We start from the raw sequence: 19192 nt of genomic DNA on the forward strand, positions 1-19192 counted from the left end.
TGCGTAGGAATGATATCCCAGCGCAAGTCCCTTAGCTTAAGTGGACTTGTTGAACTAAGAATCCCTCGCTAAGGAAGAAATTTATGGTGACAGTAACGCAAGCTGGGACTACAAGCTGTTCCACGACAGTGGTTAGGGGACTAGATCGGCAACTCATTGCTCAAATGAATCGACTTGTCTCAGGTGCTTTAGTTGATTTTTCTTCGCCCAGGATCAGGCTTGGACAAGCAGTTTGGCCATTCTTACAACCAGCGGCTAAACGCGCCCTAGATCGGGCAGTTGCCAATCGAGGCCAGACTCTGATTGTCAACTCCGCTTATCGGACTATTGCCCAACAACTACTTCTTTTTCAACAAGCTCAGGCGAATCGATGTGGCATTCCTATCGCTGCTGAGCCAGGAAAGAGCAACCATCAAAGTGGATTAGCTCTCGATATTGAAGATCATGCAGGCTGGCGACCTTTCCTAGAAGCTCAGGGCTGGAAGTGGCTAGGTCCATCAGATCCGGTTCATTTTGACTTTAAAGGTGCTGGGGTTCGTGACATCCGCTCAACTGCTATCCTGGCGTTCCAGCAACTGTGGAATCAAAACAATCCCAATGACAGGATTGCAGAGGATGGGCAGTGGGGTCCAAATACCGCCGCTCGTCTCGGTAAATCTCCTGCTAATGGCTTTGCTAATGGTCCGACTCTGGACACACCGATTGGTAGTGGGGGTAGCGTTGAACTAGGAGATCGCTTATTGCAACTCACGCGCCCACTTTTGGAAGGAGATGACGTGCGCCAAGTTCAGCAAGCATTAGTCCGCAATGGCTTCCAGTTAACAGTTGATGGTTTCTTTGGTCCAAAGACAGAAGAAGCAGTTAAAGCATTTCAACAACAGAAACAATTGCAACCGGTTGATGGCATCGTTGGACCTGCCACGCTTGCGGCGTTGGGACTCTCATCTTCCTAAAGGCAAACTGACTTCAATAATCCTGAAAACTAGCAAAAAACAAAATGCAAGGAGAATTTGCACAATGATCGGTCCAACCTTACGTTTATTTGACGGATTTGACCACACTTCTCCTCAACTTCGAGACGAAGTGATGGAACTGCAAGAACTGCTCAATGCCAAAGGAATTGCTGTCGTTATTGATGGCTTCTTTGGACAGGCAACCGAAATAGCTGTCAAACAATTTCAACGCTCTCGTGGTTTGGATGATGATGGAATTGTCGGTCCGCTGACTTGGGCAGCCTTATCGGACGAGCAACCTCCCAATCTTGAACTTGTGTTTGCCACGACGATTGCTCGTAATGATGCTTCCATGCTCAGACAATTAGAAGCCGCTCAACAGTTCAGAGCTTTTATTGAAGAAGGAGCTAACAAACACGGCTTTCCCATTGCTGTGATTGCGGGCATTGGTTCGCGAGAATCTCACTGGGGATTACTCTTAAATCCACCCGGTCCCTCTGGTACAGGAGATTTTGGTCACGGCCGGGGACTGATGCAAATTGATGACCGTGCTTTTCCTCAGTTTACCTCTACTGGTAAGTGGAAAGATCCCAGAGAGAACATTCTCCTTGGCTGTAAAGTTCTTGCTGACAACCGAGCTTTTATGCAACGCAAGACTAATTTGCAAGGCAAAGAGCTTATCCGTGCCGCTTTAGCTGCATACAATTCTGGACCTGGAAATGCACTAAGAGCTTTGGGCGATCGCGGAGATGTTGATTTCTTCACTGCTAACCGGAATTATGGCAAAGATACTCTCAGTCGAGCCGGATGGTTCCAGTTACATGGTTGGAGTTGACTAAAAAAGTAAGTAGAGTTGTTGCATGAGCTAAATTATTGGCAACAACTCTATACTTTAGTTCAAAGATTTAAACAATTTTATTGCTGAGATTTTTGGCTCTTCGGTAACTGTTATGCAAATAATTAACTTAAAATAAAATTCGATGAGAGAGCCTACGCCCAAAAATAGCTGAAACCCATACAGGAAAAGGTTTAAGGCACAAACTGGTTAATACAAAAAGATAGACAATCGAGTTAAAATTTGATATAATAGCCAAAAACCAGAGTATTTTACTTATGATACTTGACAAATTTTTGAACCTAGAAGGAACCTCTATTCAAGGCTATCTACACCTAGAAAATATCGGTATAGTTTTCCAAATCGAATCGAAAAATAAAAAAGCAGTCTGTCCTCGTTGTGGGTTAGAGAGCGATAAACTCCACCAAAATCATCGACATTTAGTCAAAGATTTACCGCTCTCAGGTCAACCAGTGTACCTACAAGTTAATCGTCGTCAATTTAAGTGCGGTAATTGTCAGAAACCCTTTAGCGAAGAGTTAGATTTTGTCGGCAAGAAACGAACCTATACGAAAAGACTAGCCGAGAATATACTCGAACAATTAAAATCAGGAGATATTTTAAATGTTAGCCGAAGAAATGACGTAACGGAAGAAGAGATTCAAAGAATGATAGAGGACATAGCTGAAGAAATTACAGAGACAGACCTATCGAAATTAAAAAGACTAGGAATTGATGAAATCGCTCTAGTCAAAGGACAAAAAAATTACTGTGCGGTTTTAGTAAATTTAGATACGGGAAAACTAATAGCTATTCTAGAGAAGCGAACACAAGAAGAATTGAGGGAAACGCTTACAGGGTGGGGAAAAGAGGTATTAGAGCAAATTGAAGAAGTCAGCATAGACCTTTGGTTGCCCTATAAAAATTTGGTGAAAGAATTGATGCCATCGGCCGAGGTAGTCGCCGATAGATTCCATGTAATGAAACAAATTAATCAAGAGTTAGACGAACAAAGAAAAGCAGAAAAAAGAGCCGTAGAAGCGCAGAAAAATAAAAAACAGAAAGCGAAAAAAGAAGCGAAGCTAGAAGTTTTAAAGCGAAGTAAATATAGCTTGTTAAAAAATGAAAAAGATTTAACGGAAACCCAAAAAATTAAACTAGAAGCTATCAAAGAAAATTTTCCAAATTTGAAAAAGATGCAGGAATTAAAGGAAGAATTTAGAAAGATTTATGAAACCTCAGAGAATCCGACAGAGGGAATGCTATCCATCTCGGAATGGTTGGCAAAATCCTCCAGTGTTTTTACTAAGAGTTGTCAAACAATCCGAAACTGGTTTGGAGAAATAATTAGTTATTTCGAGCAAAGGACAACAAATGGGGTGGTCGAGGGAATCAACAATAAACTTAAACTAATAAAACGGAGAGCCTATGGCTTTAGAAACTTTCGGAATTTTTGGGTTAGAAGTATGTTATCTTGGCATCTTGTCTGTTGATTTAGCATAAAGGGTAACGAAGAGCCAGATTTTTTCTAATTATGCCATTTACCGCCAAAGTCATTACCACAGCCGAATGGGGAGCGAGACCGCCAAAACTGGGAGTTTCCTCTTAAAAGAACAGTTCCCCGTTATGTCATCATCCACTATTTTTGTAAAAGGAGGTAAAAGCCACAATTAAACTTAAAACTCCATACATCGATCCAGTTTTATCCCCAAAAAAGAGGTAAATGAAAATGAAAAGATCAATTGTTAAATGGATGCTTACTGCATTACTAACTACTGTTTTTGTGACTTTTGCCTATGGATTAGTTACCAACGTCTTAGCTCAAACCCCCTCCCCGACTCCTGCTGCAACATCTTCCCCTCAAATCCCCTCCCCGACTCCTGCTGCAACATCTTCCCCTCAAACCCCCTCCCCGACTCCTGCTGCAACATCTTCCCCTCAAACCCCCTCTCCGACTCCTGCTGCAACATCTTCCCCTCAAACCCCCTCTCCGACTCCTGCTGCAACATCTTCTTCTAAAACTGAACCTGGGACTCCTGCGAAGTTCTCTGGCCAGGCGTTGGTAATAGCATTAGGGGGTGTTTTGGGTTTCTATACAATTACTGTCTGGTGGGTAAGCTGGGATAACAAATATAATTTTCCTAAATTATGGATTAAGCCCGTAGCTTTGACAGCAGGACACCTTGGTAAAGCTAGTCTTTCTAATTTTCAAATTTTTGGTTTCACTTTAGTGGTGCTATTTCGACTTCTATACACTCTGTCCAATGAGAAAGAACTGAGTGGGCTATCAAATGATATTCTTTTACTACTAGGTATCAGCGCTGTTGGCACAACTGGTTCCAAGGTTGTAGCATTGGGAAACAAACGACTGACATTCTCTAATTGGGCCTGGTTGCGAAATCATGAATGGCTGACCATTGGTGAAAAAGGTTACGAGAAAAAACCAGAATTAGAAGATGCAAAATGGAGCGACCTAATCAAAAGCGGTGGTTCATTTGATGTTTACAGCTTTCAACTAGCAGGTTTTAGCTTGTTGGTAGCTGCTAGCTTATTTTTAGGTGTTTTCGGTACTGGTTCAGATCTGGCGACATTTACTTTACCGCCAAACTTTCTTTCTATTCTTGGACTGAGCAACGTTGTCTATCTAGGAGGGAAAGTTACAGATCCAAATTCTTACGAAGAACTCAACCAAAAAATTGATGAATTACGGACAGAAGAAACAGACTTAATTTCTCAATACCCTAATATTCAACCTGAAAGTTATGGAAAGTATATTGCCAAAGCGCGTATTGTTGCAGAGATGCTAAGGTCATTTTACGGTCAGAAAGGAACTTTTGGCGGTGAGTCTACCATTGAATTTAGTAAACTGATACCAAAGATTCCTCAAAAAGATCCCCAATTTCAGCCAGCAATCACTTAATGGCAAAAGTGCGATCGCCAGAGAGCGATACTAACACGTCGCTGCAACGGACTGATACTATAGACCTCTTGCAAAAATCAAAAATCTTCCGTTAGCGATCGCCGATCTTGTAAGCTGCGTTCCCCACGACAACTCCTAATTACTCCGCCAATAAATTCTTGGGAACGCACCAAGATTTGCCAGCGATCTCCTTATCTATTCATGTCATGATTATTTTGTATTCTGGTCAGCCTAGAAATAGGTATCGGTTATGAACACATTTACTGCTGTTGTAGAAAAAGGGTTCTTCGGTTTGTCTTATGCGATGGACGGGGTTATAAGGAATGAAACCCTTATAGAGACAGACATTAGACCTCTTGCAGACCTCTTGCATAAATCCGAAAACAAACGATAGAAACAATAATGGGAGGGACTTTCAGTTAATTATTTATTAGTAGTTGATAATCTTCAAAAATGTTGCTGTACAAGGATCGACTTAAGACTTTTGCAAGAGGTCTTATGATAATCTTTCAATCCCTTTTTCACCAACTTTAAGGCCGACTCGCTGACATTTTTAAAGAGTTGTTTGGCATTTTTGGTGTGCGTCTCGCTTTCAGCTTGTGCTGTGTCAGGTAGATAGGAGCCGAGGGAACTTTGATTCCTTCTTAATTCTCGTGATATCGTGCTTTGATGACATCCGAGCTAGAGGGGCATTTGCCGTTGAGATAAATTTCCCTCTTGACTAAGTTGGTAGAGCAAGTTTCTTTGTTCTATGTTAAGATGTTGGGGGCTTCGTTTTTGGGTCTGATTTGTTTTTGTTGATGATCAGACATTACCTGATGAGCCTCTCTTTATCAACTCTTGGGGTTGATAAGTTTCATTTTTGAATTGCTGCTATTAATCTACGGACTACAAGTTACAAAAGCTGATTCTGAATAAACCTGTATTAGGGAGCGGCAAAAACTCTGATTTTGTGTTTGACTAAAAATGTATCCTAAAGATTGCCCTCCTGTTCTGATTCTATCCGTGTCTTACTATTCCCAATATCCCGACGCTTTCACTCCCAGTTATCTGAGCGAACTACAAGGGCAGATTCTCGCTTGTCCCCACTTCACAGTTAACAATTTAAATCGAGATTTCGTTAAAACCAAAGGCTTTTCCATCGCTTTTCGACGCACACAAATCAGCGAAGTCGAACGAATTTTTCCCTATTTTAAACCCTATCTTGATCGCAGTTTACAAGCTGACTGCAACGCTTTTTATCTTAACCCCTTACTCCTACAAACCGGTTCACGAGTTGATCCCCATATTGATCGCTCCCTGCGCTCCTATTGTAAAACGATCAATCCCCCGCTCCTAGTTAGCGTCCTTTATGTGCAGGTTCCTAGGGATATTCAAGGGGGGGAACTGGTACTAGCAAACCGTAATCGTTCCGTGGCCCAGATTCGTCCTTGTGCTAACACCCTGATCCTCTTTCAAGGAGATCTCACCCATTCAGTTAATCCCGTTAGCTGTTCTGGTATTCGTCTCAGTCTTGTCTGCGAACAATATCGTTTAGATGCGGAAGAATTGCGAGAGATTCCCGAAATGCAGATAGAATCGCGAACCATAAAACCAGAAAAGAAAAAAAAGAAAGATCGGGTCGTTGCACTACAATAAAAGGGCATTTTTGTAAAGATATTCTAGATGGTGATGCGCGAACCGATCGTCGAATTAAGGGGAGTAACTAAAGCTTTCGGCAAGAAAGTAATCTTAAATAACGTCGATCTGAAAGTGTACGAAGGGGAAGCGATCGGCGTGATCGGTCCATCGGGGACGGGAAAATCGACCATTTTACGCTTAGTCGCCGGATTACTGGCCCCCGATCGAGGAGAAGTGTACATATACGGTACAAAACGCCAGAGAACCGTAGAACAGGGGGAAGATCCCCTCGGTGTTGGTCTAGTTTTCCAACAATCGGCTCTTTTTGACTCCCTCACCGTCGGGGAAAATGTCGGTTTTGCTCTCTATCGCTACTCAAAGCTAAAACCAGCCGAAATCCGCGATTTAGTGGAAGAAAAACTAGATTTAGTCGGTATGGCTGGTTCCTACGACCTCTATCCATCTGAAATATCCGGAGGGATGCGAAAACGCGTCAGTTTAGCTAGAGCAATTATCAGCGATCCCTCGATCGCCGCCGATCGACCGAACATTCTCCTTTACGATGAACCCACTGCTGGACTGGATCCGGTTGCTTCTACCCGCATCCAGACGGTAATTATGGAACTTCTCAAGCTAAAAAAAGCCTGTGGGGCCCATCTCATTGTCACCCACGTCCACAGCACCATCGAAAATACCACCGATCGCATCGTTTTTCTCTATAAAGGTCAATTTCAATGGGTTGGACCGACTCAAGAGGCTTATCACTCCGAAATCCCCGTACTCAAGCAATTTTTTACCGGCAGTATCCACGGACCAATTCAGTGATCAGTAAACAGTAAACAGTAATCAGTGAACTGATAACTCGCATCTGATCACTGATTACTGATCACTGATAACTGATCACTGATAACTGAAATCCCCCGATTTCTCCTGTAAGATACTGTATAGAGATGAGGAGTAATTATTTATGGAAGCTGGCGGTTCACAACAGGGGATTTCCCCAACTCTGCGGCAAAGTGGTATCGGTTTAATGTTACTAGCATCGGGGGGAATATTAATCTGGTTAATCGCCTGGTTAAGTAATTTTAGCTTCGGGGGACGCAGTTATCGAGCCACCTTCCTTTTTCCCAATGTGGGTGGCCTGATGGTGGGAACCCGCGTCGGTTATCGGGGAGTGAGAATCGGACAAGTGACGGCAATTACCCCAGAACCGGAGGGAGTCGCCGTAGAAGTGGAGATTTCGCCAGCAGATCGCCTAATTCCCAGTAATTCCCTCATCGAAGCCATTCAATCTGGTTTAGTGGGTGAAACCACGATCGATATTACTCCCCTGCAAGCTTTACCCGTCGGTGGTGTTAAAGAACCCCCCTTGAGTCCTAACTGCAATGGGGAAGTGATTATCTGTAACGGTTCCCGTTTACAAGGTCAATCGGCGCTAAATGTCAATACCTTGATCAGATCTTTACTGAGAATTTCTAATCTAGTTAGTGATCCTGATATGGTGGCCGGATTTCGTTCCTTTACCCAACGCGCTGCTAATGCTTTGGGGGGACTCGATCGCTTTAGTGGTGAGGCAACCACCGCTTTAAGCGAGGTACGTCGCAGCGGTACTCTCGGTAAAGTTAATTCGGGGATGAGATCCCTAGAATCCTTACCGCAAGTATCCGGTTCCCTCGATCGCCTTTCTAGTGATCTTTCCGGTGTCGGGGGATTGAGTCAGGAAGCGACTACTTTACTGAGAAGTTTACAGGGAAGTGGCGGTCTGAAAAATTTAGACGCTACCCTAGTAGAGGCCCGAAAAACGCTGCTTTTGGTGGGACAAACTACGGAAGAACTGCGGGTTTTTTTGGCAGCTAATCAAAATCGTTTAATTGCTACTCTCGATAGTATCAAAACTACCAGCGATCGCCTACAAACTACTCTCGCTGCTTTGGATCCGATTCTGACGCAAGTGCAGAAAAGCCAAATTATTGAGAATTTAAACACTATTTCGGCAAATGCTGTTAAATTAAGCGAAAATTTGGGTAACTTTACTGCTTATCTCTCCGATCCTGCCACTGTTGTCACCCTACAGCAACTCCTCGACTCCTCTCGCGCTGCTTTTGCCAATCTTCAGAAAATCACCTCCGATGTGGATGAAATTACCGGTAATCCGCAACTGCGACAGGAAATTATTCGTTTAATTCAAGGTTTAAGTCGTTTGGTTTCTTCTAGCGAACAACTACAGCAGGAATTCGCCCAAGGTCAAGCAATGACAAGAATGGCCGCCCAAATTGCGACAATAGCCCCAAATCCCGCCCCTAATACCCCAGAAAAAGACCCTAAGAAACCCAGAAAAAGCCCCGAAATAAATGATTAAATGTGTTTGAAAAATCACCTTAGTTCCTCATAAAGGAATCCAATCTAAGCGATCAATCCATTCTTCAGCTTCTGTTAATTCCCAGATTAAAATCATTGATTCAGCCCATTGACTAATTGTACCGCTAGGGCGTAACCAAATAATTCCCCAAGTGTGACCTCCCGTGTTCCAATGATCTTTTAAATGATTGGGTATGGTACTTCTATTGTCAGTGATTAACAGTCTCTGGGATAATTCTAAATATTGCAATAAATTAGGATCAAGTGTCCCTAAAAGAGGTGCATCCGCATCACCAACTCGCAAAATATCTATAGTAGAATTGATACGTTGAACCGCTATTTTTAGCTTAGGAGATAAATTTTCATCCAGCAAAAACCGAATTTTCATGCTTTTTGTAAATACTCCTGCTCCTTTTTAATTTTTGCTTTTCTTAAACGATCAATTAAAGGAGATGATGTTTCTAGCCACTGTTGATAATGTTGTTCCCGTTGTCTTTCTAGCTTGACAAGATAGAGATCGATTTGTGCTTGATTGTGATAATAATAGGTCAAAGTGGCATAAATTTTTTCTAAATTTAGAGTTGGTAATTCTTGGAGAATTTCTTGAGGACTATAACCTTGTCGATAGTATTTCAGTACGTCCTCAATGCCAATACGATGTCCTTTTAATTGAATATTATCTACTGCTACAAATTCAAAATAATCTTCTAACTGCATAGGTTGTTACCTCCTAAAACATCAATACTATCCTAGCATATTATTAAAAATGTGCCGCAAAATTCAAATTATTCACCGATTTTAAGCCTATCTGAATATTCAATTTAACCCACCTAGTTTAGATGGGTTAAAAAGATAAAAAGAGATTAAGATTGACGTTTTAAAGCAGAACCAATTCCTAATACTCCTAAACTCAATAATCCTAGCATTGATGAAGGTTCGGGAACAGCTATCACTGAGACATTATCCAACGCAGGACCAGCAAAGCTATTAGTTAAACTGATAAACTCAAGGGTAGTGGTTGTACTGTTAGCGGTAAAATCCCAAGATTTTGATAGCCATCCCATATTTGTAGTGCTTTTTCCTGTTATATCAAAAGAAAAATTAGCAGAACTTCCTGCCGCACTAATCCTCATCTGTTTAATAGTAGGACTTGTGTTGGGATTACCCGCCAGATCAAAAGTCACCCGATAAGTCTTACCGACAGTTGTGTTAAAGGTTTGCTTAATTCCACCAGCATTCTCTCCAGATAAGTCCAGACTTCTAGAACCATTAGAAGCTTGCCATAATGCACCTATGTAATCGATTGATCCTTGGCTAACCGTCCATCCTGTAATTGCTGTGGAACCAGCACCAAGTCCTATAAAAGAAGCACCAGGGTTGACGTTAGCCGTCTCAAAACTGCCATTTTGAACCAAATTTGCTGCTTGTACAGGGGTGACTATCAAAGCACTCACCGCCAAGACAGAGGAAGCAATTGAGAGTTTTAATAAGCTGTGCTTACCCCCCCCCGAAAATCAATTAGTTTTTCTAATCTTTGAGCCATGACTAAAAACTCGACTTTTACAAGAACGGCTTCATCATAGCAGAGAAAAGCTTATAAAATAAATGAAAAAATGATTAACTTTTTGGCTCTTCTCGACTTTGTGTGACAATTTTTGCTTATATAATAGCGATCGATCTTTGTGTCCTTTGTGTCTCTGTGGTTCGTTCCACTCACTCGCCCGCAAGAATGTATCTTAGAATACATTTTACCCAATAAACCTGGGATATCCGAGAGACTTGTGGCCAGATATAATTAAGGGGTATTTGGGGGAAGAAATTGGATTATGGAAGAACTTTTAGAATTAAAAGCTTTGCTCTTAAAAGGTGATATTAAAGGTTCACTGGCGATTCTAGAAAACCTTGAAGATATGGGCAAAAATGGTATTATTACCACTATTCGTACTTATGCTGTTATCTTATTACTACATTTAATTAAACAACAGGCAGAAAACCGAACCACTCGTTCTTGGGATGTCTCCATTCGCAATAGTGTCCGAGAAATTCAACGCCACAATAAACGCCGAAAAGCGGCAGGATATTATTTAAGTGATGAGGAATTAACAGACACTTTAAACGATGCTTATCTTAATGCTTTGGATGCCGCTTCTCTAGAAGTCGAAGCAGCTTGTTATCAATCGGAGCAAATAGAAGCTATAATTGACAAAAACAAACTGATTAGCGATGCTTTTATTTTAATCAAAACCGTCTCTCCTTAGAAAGATTATGACAGACTCAATCTCTCAAGAACAAGCCCAAGAAATGTTACGTTGGTTAAACAAAAATCGTGACACCGTGCTTGATTTGTATAAAAATCAATACATTGCCTATAATGAAAAAGGAGTGATTGCTCACGGTGAAAATTTACAGAATGTTCTGGAAGAAGCTAACACAACCAATCAAGAATTTGTCATTTATCTTGTTCCTCGTTGTCGTTATTCTATTCAAATTTTACCAGTTCAATTTCGCTCCGTTGTTCGTCATAATTGGCAACCAAGCTATTTGGTAAAGTTAAAACATAACCAAATTGAAATAAAGACAATAATGTTAGTCGATTCTGGTGCAGAAGTTAGCCTAATTTCTTATAAAATCGGTCAAGATTTAGGTTATCAACTAGCAGATGCAGAGTCAACTTTAGTCGCTGAAACCATTGGCGGTAATGTAGAATATGTATTGCGTAATCTAGAAATAACGATTGATAATCATCAACTAATTGCTCCTGTTGCTTGGCTACAAATGCCCATAGATACAGAACAATTATTATTAGGAAGAGAAGTGGTTTTTGATAAATTTAACATTGAATTTAGACAAGCAGAAGAAACAATTATTTTTTCATGGCGAGATAATTAAATTTAACGATTTATCCAGTAAAATAGTCTCTGGTAAATCGGGCTTAAAGTAGAATTCAATTCCAATGAACCCAAATCCTGGATTATCATCTAATTTGACAGACAACGGCAAAATTCTATGAAAATAACCCTTTATCAACCGACATTATCTTTATTATTGCTGCTCTTGCTATCCGGTGGTTGTGCAGTCAATCAGGAAAAAGGCAAAACCACCACTCCGCAAGCACCTCCCCTAGCAGAAATCGTTCCTTGGCAGACCGTCGAACGGGTTACTATTTTAAAAGCCGATCAGGATCCCATCTATGCTTTAGCTATTAGTCCCGATAACTCCAGGCTGCTGAGTGGTAGTTTTGACGGCACTGTTAGGGAATGGGACCTAAAAACCCAAAAACCTCTCAGGACTTGGCAGCTAGGAGATACTGTTAACGCTATCCAATTTAGTCCCGATGGTGAGAGTTTCGTAACTGCCGATGCCGGGGGAAAAGTGCAACGCTGGAATACGCGCACGGGAAAATTAGAAATGAGCTATCCTGGCCATGCTTTTCTCGTTACTGATGCCGCTATTTCTCCCGATGGCAAAATTTTGGCCACGGGTAGCTGGGATCGTACTGTTAAACTCTGGGATTTTCAGACGGGTACACTGTTAAAAACCCTGCGCGGTCATAATCATCCGATTCAAGCGATCGCATTTAGTCCCGATGGTAAAGGAATTGTTAGCGCCGATTACGATGGCTTCGTTAAACTGTGGAAAGTGAGTACCGGTCGCTTTATTCGTGCCTATGCGGGTAATTTATTCCCGGTTTATCGGGTGCTTTTTTCTAAGGATGGTAATACCGCCGGTACTGCTAGTCAAGACGGTTCGATCCGTGGTTGGCAAGTGAAAAGCGGCATCGGCACCACTACTATTCTCGCCCATAACGACGCTGTTACCGATATGGCCCTGCTGGATGGGGGTAAAGTTTTGGCCAGCACTTCCGGGGATGGAACCGTTAAATTTTGGGATGTTAATACCCGTCGGCATTTGAATACTCTCAAGGGAAACGTCATCTTAAGAATGGTTGCCAGTCGAGATGGTCGTTGGTTAGTCACTGGAGATCGGGACGGTGCGATCGCAATGTGGCGGGGAATCTAATTGACTATAATTAAGACTAGAGTGTTTTCTAGGGCGAAATATAGCTATGGCAGCAGTGATTTTAAACTTAGATACAGTCAATCTCAGCGATGAGCAGTTTTACCGTCTCTGTCAAGTTAACCCAGATTGGCAGCTGGAAAGAAACGTTCAGGGAGAATTAATTGTGATGCCACCTGTTGGGGGAATTAGCGGCAACCGAGAAGCCGATTTTATCATTGACTTAGGTATCTGGAATCGTCAAACCCGATTGGGTAAAGTCTTTAGTTCGGCGACGATTTTTCGTTTACCGAAAGGCGGATATCGCGCTCCCGATGCCGCTTGGGTGAGTTTAACTCGTTGGCAAGCTCTCAGTCGAGAAGAACAGGAGAAATTTCCGCCTATTTGTCCCGATTTCGTCATTGAACTGCGCTCCCGTAGCGATTCCCTCCCGGAAATTCAAGCTAAAATGCAGGAATATCTCCACAGTGGTTTGCGATTAGGTTGGCTAGTTAATCCTCAACAACAACAGGTGGAAATTTATCGTCCTCAGCAACCCGTAGAAATTATGGAACTACCCGCTAATTTAAGCGGAGAGGATGTCTTACCAGGCTTTAGTCTATTTATCTCTATTTTTGAGTAAAATATAGTCAAGACTAATGTATGATTCTACTTGTAAATTTATCGCCCTGGAATATTCGAGAGATTTAGCCACTTGGTTATTAGGTAAACCTTTAGATTTAACCGAAATTAAACCCTCAGAGTTGTCATTGGAGCCGATAAGAGCCGATAGTTTAATCTTTTTAGAGTCAGAAGAATTAATCTTACATATTGAGTTCCAAACCGACCCTAAAGAGGATATTCCCTATAGAATGCTCGATTATGCCACAAGACTCTATCGACGCTATCAAGGCAAACCTATCTATCAGGTAGTGATTTATCTAAGGAGAAGTACCTTACCCCTAGTCAGACAGAATGACTATCAACAGGGAAAAACTTATCATCAATTTGAGGTGATTAGACTATGGGAACAACCCTATCAATCCTTATTGCAAGCACCTGGACTATTGCCCTTTGCTATACTAGGTCAAGCTGAGGAGCAAGAGAATTTACTGCGGCAAATCGCCCAAAAAATCGAACAAATCAGCGACAGTCGAGAACAAAGCAATCTGGCTGCCTCCACCGCAATTCTCGCCGGATTAGTATTAAACAAAGACATCATTCAACAATTGTTGAGGAAAGATATTATGAAAGAATCTGTCATCTATCAGGAAATCAAAGGGGAAGGAAGACAAGAAGGAGAGGCTAACCTGGTTTTACGTCTATTAAATCGGCGTATAGGTGGCATTTCTGCCGAATTATCCGCCAATATCCAAAGTCTTTCCCTAGAAAATTTAGAAAACTTAGGAGAAGCTTTATTAGATTTTCAGTCAGTAGAGGATTTAGAACAATGGCTAGAAAATGAGCGTTTTTAACTAATTTACTGCGGTTATTTTTATTCTATTAATTCCCTCTATTATCATTATGTCAGATCATCAAGCTAGTTATGCCGTCAATGCAATGTTAGGTCGATTGTATTTGAAAAATAAGGCGTTTCAGTCCCTAAGTTTTGAAGAACAACAGTCTATAGTTTTGGACATAATTAAAGAATCATTCCTTTGCGATGTCAATATCGGCGAAATTCTCAGTAATGAGTGTTTTTCTGATTTTGACGATGTGGAAGAACAGAGAACGATAGCAACGATATTTCAAATTTGTTCCTGCTGTCGTCAAGCATCAGCTAACGTACAAGACTATGGAGATGATTTTAGCAAAGCAGGAATTTGTTCCGCTTGTCTTGCTAAATATTTCCCCGATGGATATTAGAGATAATTTAATCTCAACCTAGGGATAATCAATATTCAACAATTGTTGAGGAAAGATATTATGAAGGAATCTGTCATCTATCAGGAAATCAAAGGGGAAGGAAGACAAGAAGGAGCCGTCAACTTGCTTCTACGTCAATTAAATCGGCGTATAGGTGAAATTTCTGCCGAATTATCCGCCAATATCCAAAGTCTTTCTCTAGAAAATTTAGAAAACTTAGGAGAAGCTTTATTAGATTTTCAGTCAGTAGATGATTTAGAACAATGGCTAGAAAATGAGCGTTTTTAACTAAAATTACTGTCCAAATAAAACCGAACTATTGCCAGATCCTTGGAACAAGATCCAAGTCATCAGCAGATTAGATACAAAAATCGCTAAGAGCATAGTGACTACGGCCGCGGTCGTAGCTTGGCCGACTCCCTTAGCACCGCCATCGGTCGTTAAACCCCAATTACAGCCGATAATCGCGATTAAAGCCCCAAAAACCACCCCTTTAACTGGTCCACTCAGCACATCTCCCACGCGCAGGAAACCGCGAACCGAGTCGAGAAAAACGGAATTAGCAATCCCGTATAAACTTTGGCCGACCAGCAAACCGCTACCTAAACCGATCAGCAACGCCATAATACTCAAAGCGGGAACCATCAGACAACAGGCAATTAAACGAGGCAGCACCAGATATTCCACGGGATCGGTTTTGAGCATATAGAGTGCGTCGATCTGCTCTGTCACCTTCATGGTGCCGATTTCCGCCGCAAAAGCCGATCCTACTCGACCGGCTACCACGATCGCCATCATAATCGGACAGAGTTCCCGACCGAGAGCAAGGGCCAAAATTCCCCCCACCATACTGCCAGCACCCAAAGCTTGGAACTCCCGGGCCACTTGGATAGTAAAGATCATCCCGATCACCGCAGCCGTGATCATGGCGATAATCAGCGAGGCGGGCCCAGCTGCCACCATTTGTTCTTGAGTGACGCGCCAATCGGGTTTGCGTGTGAATAGGAAGTAAAAAACCCTGCCGGTTAAGAGTATCGCTAACCAACAGCGCCGAAACCAAGAGCTTAATTCCTTGCTAAAAATTGCCAATAAATCCTTCATGACCCTCAAAATCGATCGGACTAGAGAAAAGTCTATCCTGTTTTGTCTTCTAACTCCCATTCCCATGCTATGGATAGTGCAGAATTTTTGTACTAGACCTCTGGCAGAAATCAAAAATCTTCCGTTAGGTGAGGAGTAAGGCTTCGGCCGTGAGCTCAGCCGAACGGAGCCAGTAGTCTCGGAGTCAGGAAAATTAAGAATGAGCATTAATCAATTAAATGCTCTATTTAGTGATTTTAGCCAATTTTATGCCTATTTTTCTCATTTTTGCCCTCTCAAAAATTAATTATGGAAGAACTCTAGTATAGACCTCGTTTCCACACAGAAACCAGAAGAGCCGAATAGATCAATGAATTACTTTTCATTCCCAGAAAAAGCGATTGATCAGATGCTTTGATCTTGTACGCACAAAAATGTATATATTGATGATATGGTCTTCGACTGGGACAACAATAAAAACCAAAGCAATCTCATCAAACACGGTATCAGTTTCGAGGAAGCGATCGCTATATTCGCTGATCCTTCTATCCTGACCTTTGAGGATACCCGATGCAACTATGGGGAAACGAGATTTGTTTCAATAGGGAAAATAACGCTTGCCACCCAAGAAAAGAAAGTGATCATCGTAGTTATTCACACTCAAAGCATTCGTCTCATATCAGCCAGAAAAGCCAATGAACGGGAGAGAAAACGCTATGAGCAACCCTGAATTTTCCCTTGATATGCCTCTTAAAGAGCGACAAGAGAAATTTATGCAAATGTCCGATGAGAATATTGATTATTCAGATATTCCTCCCCTAGATGATGAATTTTTCAAGAATGCTAAACTGGTCAAACCAAATCCAAAAACAGAGCAAATTAGTATCAGGTTGGATTCAGAAATCCTTGAGTGGTTTAGGAATCATGCTCAAGAAAAGAGCTATCACGACCTAATTAATGATGTATTACGAACCTACGTCAAACATCAATCGCAATAGCCGATTATCTGCCGAGTAAAGAACCTCAAGAAGCGGTTATAAATGGCAATGATTACAATATCAATTGTAGTGTTTGCCTAAATTCAACCTCAAATGTCGGATTTTGCAAAAACTCCGAAACACCTTATATGCTACGATTCACAAGTCGCAGCGAGAGAAACTTTATCATTAGGTAAATAATAGTCGTCCTTTTGGTTCAGGAATGATTCGTTCTAGTTGTTTGGCAGTTTCAATCCATTCTTGAATAACAAGTTCAGCATTTTGTACAGCTTCTTGATAGGTTTCTCCATCTGCCATACATCCTGCTAATTCTGGAACTTCAACAATAAAAGCTTGATCTTCCTCACTCCAATAAATAATTAATTCATAGCGAATTTTCATCTTTCCTTCCTAATTTATATTTTAAAATTAGATTACGAATTTGTTTGATTTGATAAGTTATGTAGGTTGGGTTGAACAGAGTGAAACCCAACAATTATAGGCTTTGTGTTGGGTTTCGTGCCTCAACCCAACCTACTACTACTTTCGGAATTTTTGGGTTAGAAGTATGTTATCTTGGCATCTTGTCTGTTGATTTAGCATAAAGAGTAACGAAGAGCCAAAGCTTTTGCTGTGAGTTAAGGTGAAGATCGACAAGTTCCAAGGCGTGCGAACATCCAAGAAAGAGGATTACCTGCGTTACTAGGAGCACTCACTAGATACCACCAAGGCAGAAGTCGCCATCCTGGAAGATGTCCTGTAGGAGCATTTTCTTTAAACGTTAGTTGATGATATTCCAAATATTTACCATTCTTTATCTTCCAGCCAACTCGTTCTGCAAAAATTTCATCAAGGTTTTGTAGTCCAATTTCATTAGCCATTTTCAGCCAAATTTGCTTTTGAACACTAATTCCAAACTTTTTTCTAGAATAATCAACCCAAAGCTGGTCAATTATATCTAAATCATTGCAGGGAAAGTTATTAATATCTTGCATATCTAAATAACCTTTTTCTATTGCTCCTGCTGCCCTAAGCAGTAGTCCCTCGGTTTCGTGATCTGCCTCTTTCCATTTCCTTGCTGCTAGTAGGTCTCGCAGACTGGTATAATTCACTCCTGTTGACCTCGAGATGAGGGGCGGTTGCGGTTCGGTGGGCGGATTTGATGGTGTTGGTTTCGGTGGCGTAAGCACGGGAGGTGATGGACTGGGTTGGGGGGATACTACGGCTATAGATGAGCGAAAAACAATATCTCCCCGATTTAAGTTAACATCTAGAATCGTCCCAAATTGAGGATGTTGATTTCCCCTTGTTAAATTGGGAAGATGTTGCGTCAAATAAAGACCTAATTCACTTCCCGTTACATACCCATCTTTTGTATAATCAGCCTCCCCTTCTAATGCTCTCAAAAATAGCGGCGTAAATACACTTTTTGCAGGAACTTTTTCATTCGCATCACCAGCCGTTAAAAATTGCCTCACGGGTTTATTCATCACATCTCGGATATAAGCATTTCCCGCATCGTCTCCATTAGATCTTTGTTTAAAAATCGTTCCCGAGAAGCAACTATCAAACACAAATAAAACGTGCTTTGCTTCCATTTGAGTTGCCCAAGAATTAATCTGTTCCATTGACAATGCCGCTTTCAGAAAGCCCTGTTCATCAACAATCGGATCGGGTGCATCAACGGGAACTAAATATCCTTTGGTCTGCTGACGAGTGTAACCATGCCCTGCAAAAAAAATCACTAGACGATTATTCTGTCGATAACCATAATCATCGATAAAATCCTTGATCCCATTACTCAATTTAGTTCGATTGGGATTGGGAATTTCTCTAACCTGAAATCCTTGTTTTTGTAGTGCCGTTACGACCTCTTTCGCTTCATATTGAAGGTTATTTAATTTTCCCCAATTTTTATAATCTCCAGCCCAAATAACTAAAGCATGGCTTTCTTGATAAACAATAACTTCTTTCCCATTAGCATCTTTTACGATCAAGGAATTACGCTGAGCTTGTGCTATTTTTATACCAACAAGACTAGCTGTTATTCCCGTTAATGCCAAACATCCCCAAAAAGCCTTTTTCATTACCTTACTCCTTCCACATCATTTTATTAATGGGGTTAGTGCTTGGATGAGTTCGGTTGCCTTTGGATCGTTTTTTTCTCTAAAAATTATCTTGACTTCATTACCTTGATCGATAATAATTGTCCCTCGTTCTAAATTTGCATTGTTTTCGATTAACAATTCTCCTTTTTTGTTTTTACGGACAATAACTCCTCCATATTTAGTATCTTTATAAATTTCTAATAAAGTTGTGGCAATCTGCCCCAAAGCAACTGCCCCAATTAAAATATAAATAACGGGTAATCCCCGATCATCTGTTATCGTTGACTTGTCTGGAATAACTTGCCCTTCAAAGTTCAATTCTTCCCGAACAGTGTTCACCTGTTCTGCGGGAACGCGCCACTGAATGTTGACTGATTGACTTTCCTGCGCTGAAACGCTTTGGTTTGAGAATCGATGGAAAAAAAGGCTCAAAACCAAGCCAACCAAAAATTTGCGCCGTTTAATGATAGACATCAATA

At 41.3% G+C, this 19192-nt stretch carries 22 protein-coding genes and 3 pseudogenes; 17 read left to right on the forward strand and 8 right to left on the reverse strand.

The features are described from left to right. Window positions 1–164: 164 nt before the first annotated feature. The 4 genes from ACE3JL_RS07915 (at window position 165) to ACE3JL_RS07930 (ending at window position 4708) form a co-directional block, all read left to right on the forward strand. A complete protein-coding gene (locus ACE3JL_RS07915) occupies window positions 165–953 on the forward strand; it encodes a peptidoglycan-binding protein (RefSeq protein WP_375329219.1) in 789 nt (262 codons plus the stop codon). Window positions 954–1017: 64 nt separating this feature from the next. Next, the gene (locus ACE3JL_RS07920; protein WP_375329220.1) at window positions 1018–1788 is read left to right on the forward strand and encodes a peptidoglycan-binding protein; all 771 of its coding nucleotides are present in this window, start codon (window positions 1018–1020) and stop codon (window positions 1786–1788) included. Window positions 1789–2066: 278 nt separating this feature from the next. Next, window positions 2067–3281, forward strand: a complete 1215-nt coding sequence (locus ACE3JL_RS07925) for an ISL3 family transposase (RefSeq protein WP_375329221.1) — start codon at window positions 2067–2069, stop codon at window positions 3279–3281. 236 nt (window positions 3282–3517) lie between these two features. Further along, window positions 3518–4708 carry a hypothetical protein gene (locus tag ACE3JL_RS07930; protein ID WP_375329222.1) on the forward strand — a complete coding sequence of 397 codons (1191 nt, stop codon included), beginning with the start codon at window positions 3518–3520 and terminating at the stop codon, window positions 4706–4708. A 498-nt stretch (window positions 4709–5206) separates the two neighbouring features. Here ACE3JL_RS07930 and ACE3JL_RS07935 read toward each other — a convergent pair. Then, window positions 5207–5461, reverse strand: a pseudogene (locus tag ACE3JL_RS07935) (helix-turn-helix domain-containing protein); the annotation flags it as partial. A gap of 252 nt (window positions 5462–5713) precedes the next feature. Between ACE3JL_RS07935 and ACE3JL_RS07940 the strand changes: the two are divergent. The 3 genes from ACE3JL_RS07940 (at window position 5714) to ACE3JL_RS07950 (ending at window position 8687) form a co-directional block, all read left to right on the forward strand. Beyond that, window positions 5714–6346, forward strand: coding sequence for a 2OG-Fe(II) oxygenase (locus ACE3JL_RS07940; protein ID WP_271989563.1), 633 nt, complete (start codon window positions 5714–5716; stop codon window positions 6344–6346). Window positions 6347–6373: 27 nt separating this feature from the next. Then, window positions 6374–7153, forward strand: coding sequence for an ABC transporter ATP-binding protein (locus ACE3JL_RS07945; RefSeq protein WP_375329223.1), 780 nt, complete (start codon window positions 6374–6376; stop codon window positions 7151–7153). Window positions 7154–7295: 142 nt separating this feature from the next. Continuing rightward, window positions 7296–8687 (forward strand): MlaD family protein, encoded by a 1392-nt coding sequence (locus ACE3JL_RS07950; RefSeq protein WP_375329224.1) that lies wholly within the window; start codon window positions 7296–7298, stop codon window positions 8685–8687. 27 nt (window positions 8688–8714) lie between these two features. Here ACE3JL_RS07950 and ACE3JL_RS07955 read toward each other — a convergent pair whose 3' ends face one another. From ACE3JL_RS07955 to ACE3JL_RS07965, 3 genes are all read right to left on the reverse strand, one after another. Then, entirely contained in the window at window positions 8715–9074 is a 360-nt protein-coding gene (locus ACE3JL_RS07955) for a DUF5615 family PIN-like protein (protein WP_103113049.1), read from the reverse strand. After that, window positions 9071–9403, reverse strand: a complete 333-nt coding sequence (locus ACE3JL_RS07960) for a DUF433 domain-containing protein (protein WP_002750711.1) — start codon at window positions 9401–9403, stop codon at window positions 9071–9073. Before ACE3JL_RS07960 ends, ACE3JL_RS07955 begins: the two co-directional genes overlap by 4 nt. Before the next feature lie 146 nt (window positions 9404–9549). Beyond that, entirely contained in the window at window positions 9550–10140 is a 591-nt protein-coding gene (locus ACE3JL_RS07965; RefSeq protein WP_375329225.1) for a choice-of-anchor C family protein, read from the reverse strand. A gap of 372 nt (window positions 10141–10512) precedes the next feature. Here ACE3JL_RS07965 and ACE3JL_RS07970 point away from each other — a divergent pair, with 372 nt between their 5' ends. From ACE3JL_RS07970 to ACE3JL_RS08005, 8 genes and pseudogenes are all read left to right on the forward strand, one after another. Next, a complete protein-coding gene (locus tag ACE3JL_RS07970; protein WP_375329226.1) occupies window positions 10513–10944 on the forward strand; it encodes a DUF29 family protein in 432 nt (143 codons plus the stop codon). A 7-nt stretch (window positions 10945–10951) separates the two neighbouring features. Next, window positions 10952–11188, forward strand: a pseudogene (locus ACE3JL_RS07975) (DUF5678 domain-containing protein); the annotation flags it as partial. After that, a complete protein-coding gene (locus ACE3JL_RS07980) occupies window positions 11174–11575 on the forward strand; it encodes a retropepsin-like aspartic protease (RefSeq protein ID WP_371413478.1) in 402 nt (133 codons plus the stop codon). The pseudogene ACE3JL_RS07975 and the gene ACE3JL_RS07980, both read left to right, overlap by 15 nt. A gap of 117 nt (window positions 11576–11692) precedes the next feature. Then, window positions 11693–12706, forward strand: coding sequence for a WD40 repeat domain-containing protein (locus ACE3JL_RS07985; protein WP_375329227.1), 1014 nt, complete (start codon window positions 11693–11695; stop codon window positions 12704–12706). A gap of 46 nt (window positions 12707–12752) precedes the next feature. Then, entirely contained in the window at window positions 12753–13325 is a 573-nt protein-coding gene (locus tag ACE3JL_RS07990; RefSeq protein WP_185238150.1) for a Uma2 family endonuclease, read from the forward strand. Between the two features lie 16 nt (window positions 13326–13341). Continuing rightward, window positions 13342–14157 carry an Rpn family recombination-promoting nuclease/putative transposase gene (locus ACE3JL_RS07995; RefSeq protein WP_375329228.1) on the forward strand — a complete coding sequence of 272 codons (816 nt, stop codon included), beginning with the start codon at window positions 13342–13344 and terminating at the stop codon, window positions 14155–14157. A gap of 49 nt (window positions 14158–14206) precedes the next feature. Further along, the gene (locus ACE3JL_RS08000; RefSeq protein ID WP_185238151.1) at window positions 14207–14548 is read left to right on the forward strand and encodes a hypothetical protein; all 342 of its coding nucleotides are present in this window, start codon (window positions 14207–14209) and stop codon (window positions 14546–14548) included. Window positions 14549–14581: 33 nt separating this feature from the next. Next, window positions 14582–14836 (forward strand): annotated as a pseudogene (locus ACE3JL_RS08005) (DUF4351 domain-containing protein); the annotation flags it as partial. A gap of 6 nt (window positions 14837–14842) precedes the next feature. On the opposite strand, the gene ACE3JL_RS08010 reads toward ACE3JL_RS08005, so the two are convergent. Further along, window positions 14843–15649 (reverse strand): MlaE family lipid ABC transporter permease subunit, encoded by an 807-nt coding sequence (locus ACE3JL_RS08010; protein ID WP_271989569.1) that lies wholly within the window; start codon window positions 15647–15649, stop codon window positions 14843–14845. Between the two features lie 430 nt (window positions 15650–16079). On the opposite strand from ACE3JL_RS08010, the gene ACE3JL_RS08015 reads away from it, so the two are divergent. Together ACE3JL_RS08015 and ACE3JL_RS08020 are read left to right on the forward strand one after the other, a co-directional pair. Beyond that, window positions 16080–16358, forward strand: a complete 279-nt coding sequence (locus ACE3JL_RS08015; RefSeq protein WP_043998011.1) for a BrnT family toxin — start codon at window positions 16080–16082, stop codon at window positions 16356–16358. Next, complete coding sequence (locus tag ACE3JL_RS08020; RefSeq protein ID WP_375329229.1) at window positions 16345–16626, forward strand: BrnA antitoxin family protein; 282 nt, start codon at window positions 16345–16347, stop codon at window positions 16624–16626. The genes ACE3JL_RS08015 and ACE3JL_RS08020 overlap by 14 nt, the downstream gene beginning before the upstream one ends. 168 nt (window positions 16627–16794) lie before the next feature. On the opposite strand, the gene ACE3JL_RS08025 is transcribed toward ACE3JL_RS08020, so the two are convergent. The 3 genes from ACE3JL_RS08025 to ACE3JL_RS08035 all read right to left on the reverse strand — a co-directional run bounded on the left by ACE3JL_RS08025 (window position 16795) and on the right by ACE3JL_RS08035 (window position 19187). Further along, a complete protein-coding gene (locus ACE3JL_RS08025; protein ID WP_002765615.1) occupies window positions 16795–17007 on the reverse strand; it encodes a type II toxin-antitoxin system HicB family antitoxin in 213 nt (70 codons plus the stop codon). Window positions 17008–17243: 236 nt separating this feature from the next. Continuing rightward, window positions 17244–18692: a GUN4 domain-containing protein gene (locus tag ACE3JL_RS08030; RefSeq protein WP_375329230.1), complete on the reverse strand. Its 1449-nt coding sequence runs from the start codon at window positions 18690–18692 to the stop codon at window positions 17244–17246. A gap of 18 nt (window positions 18693–18710) precedes the next feature. Beyond that, entirely contained in the window at window positions 18711–19187 is a 477-nt protein-coding gene (locus ACE3JL_RS08035) for a hypothetical protein (protein WP_375329231.1), read from the reverse strand. Window positions 19188–19192: the final 5 nt, after the last annotated feature.

The organism is Microcystis sp. BLCC-F210, from assembly GCF_042134685.1.
Taxonomy (GTDB): domain Bacteria; phylum Cyanobacteriota; class Cyanobacteriia; order Cyanobacteriales; family Microcystaceae; genus Microcystis; species Microcystis aeruginosa_D.